Source organism: uncultured Campylobacter sp., from assembly GCF_938018035.1.
Classification (GTDB): Bacteria; Campylobacterota; Campylobacteria; order Campylobacterales; family Campylobacteraceae; genus Campylobacter_B.
This window is the reverse complement of record NZ_CALIJF010000341.1, coordinates 1-2,048: the sequence shown is the minus strand read 5'-3', so window position 1 is coordinate 2,048 and position 2,048 is coordinate 1. Positions and strand designations below refer to the sequence as shown.

Annotated in this window: 1 protein-coding gene and 1 pseudogene; both read left to right on the top strand. The window is 33.6% G+C overall.

What is annotated here, in order from left to right; genetic code table 11:
- Positions 1–770, top strand: a pseudogene (locus tag Q0257_RS10405) (hypothetical protein); the annotation flags it as partial.
- A gap of 17 nt (positions 771–787) precedes the next feature.
- Positions 788–1,690, top strand: coding sequence for a hypothetical protein (locus Q0257_RS10400; protein WP_298024625.1), 903 nt, complete (start codon positions 788–790; stop codon positions 1,688–1,690).
- Positions 1,691–2,048: the final 358 nt, after the last annotated feature.

Genomic DNA, 2,048 nt, shown 5'->3' with positions numbered 1-2,048 from the left:
GCGGCGCAAATTTTCGAGATAGAAATTTAAACGACATGAATTTAAACTCAAAAGACGAGGTAAAATTTCAAAATTTAAACTCGGGTGGTGTTTCATCGCGGGGCGCTAAAACTCGTGATTACGATAAAGAGCCGATAATCATAAAAGACCACGCTATAATTTTAAATGCTATCATCGGCGCGATTTATATCATTACTACGATATTGATGGCGATCTGCGGTAAATTTTCCGCCCAGCAAATTTTATTTCTCGTTTTGCTGGATTGCTACTTTCCGCTCAGAGCATTAAATAAATTCTCAAATTTCGGCAAGTGCTATATATGCTTTAAAAATGACGATATAACTCTATACTCTAAAAAGACGGAAGCCGTTTTATATGAGACCAAAATTTCAGATATAACTTGTATCAAACGAACCACGGGACCGTCATATCCCGAAATATCAAAAAAGACAAAATGCCTTATGCTGCTATTTGCTTTTATATATTTGCTTTTAGTTTTTTTCGTAGCGGTAGTGATAGACAGAAGGGAGGAAAATTTTTGGATAATTTTTGCGGTAATTATATCTATTAGCTTCTTTCCTTTATTGCTATATAGGCTTTTTAACGGGCTAGGCTTTGATATTATAAATGACAGCATATTGATATATGACAAAAGTTCTTTTATAGAGGCTTCGTTTCTAAGCAGCAAAGAATACAAAGAGCTAAAAGCCTATTTTCTACTCAAAACAGGGAAAAATTTAGATAAAATCCCGCCGCAAATTTTTGTGTAGGATATAAAGAATAAAAGATGAATAGAAAACAGAGGCTCGAAGAGCTAAAGAAAATTCTAAATGAACGGCATCAAAATTTAGAGCGGGGTTCAGGGCAGAATTTTAATGCCGAAAATTCTGACAGTAAGAATTCTAAATTTGAAAAATCCACGGATGACTATACGATAAATACAAACGAAAAACTTAATAAATTTGAACAAAATTCGAGTTGCGCTAGTGATTATAATAAAGAGCCTTTAGTACTCAAAGATAGGACGAATTTTTATATAGTGCTTGCTACGGTATGCACGCTTGCGATTATGATTTTTATGTATTCATACGAACCCAATCAAACTAGATATAATCAGCTTTTTATAGTATTTCCATTTTTCGGATTGCCTATCATAATGGAATATTTTACAAATTTTTACAATAAGAAATTTGTAAAATTTTATAATGATCGAGTTACTTATTATACAAATAAAATGCCCGAAAAAACTATATTCTTAGATGATCTTAAGGATGTAAAAAGAGCCTATTTCGCAAGAGATAATGAGTGGCTTAGGAGGCAAGGCGTTTTTTATAGATTCTTCTTAAAATTTGATCCATATGCTACGATAATCGCTTTTTTATTGATCTGCATATTGGTATTAGTTATCGACGTAAGAAAATATATAGAAACAGGTAGTTTCAGAGTATTTTTCATATCTATACTTGCATTTTTGTTTTTATTCGTCTTAAAATTTATATATTTTTTAGTTTTTAAATTTCAACTTAGACTTATATTCTACGATAATATAATAATCCGAGGCAAGGATAAAGATATCGCCTTTACGATAGAAACTATGGACGACTACGTTAGGATAAAAGAATTTTTTATGAGGACAAAAGGCATTGATTTGGATAAGACCCGGCGCCACGTGTGGCTGGATTTTAATTAGCAATTAAAGAGCTTTAGATGAAAGAAGCCTCAATCGGAGAAGCCTTTAAATTTTAAAATTTAAAGGCAAGTCTTAAAAATTGATCGTAATCTTTCTTGTGCGGAATCTATTTTTATCGTTTCGCTTTATCGCGTTACTAAATACGGCTACAAATTCTTAAATTCCATCTCTAGCTGCTTGCGCCAGTCTTGCAGTGCGCGCTCTGCTCCGACAGCGTATTTCTTTATAAATACGCCGCCAGAGCTTGATCAGATACGCCGCCTCTGTATAGATTAATCTCTGAGATTAAATATCAGCCTTAAGCGCCGCGTCTTTGAAAAATCCCCACGTAAAGCGCGAAAACAAAACCGATCGCGAC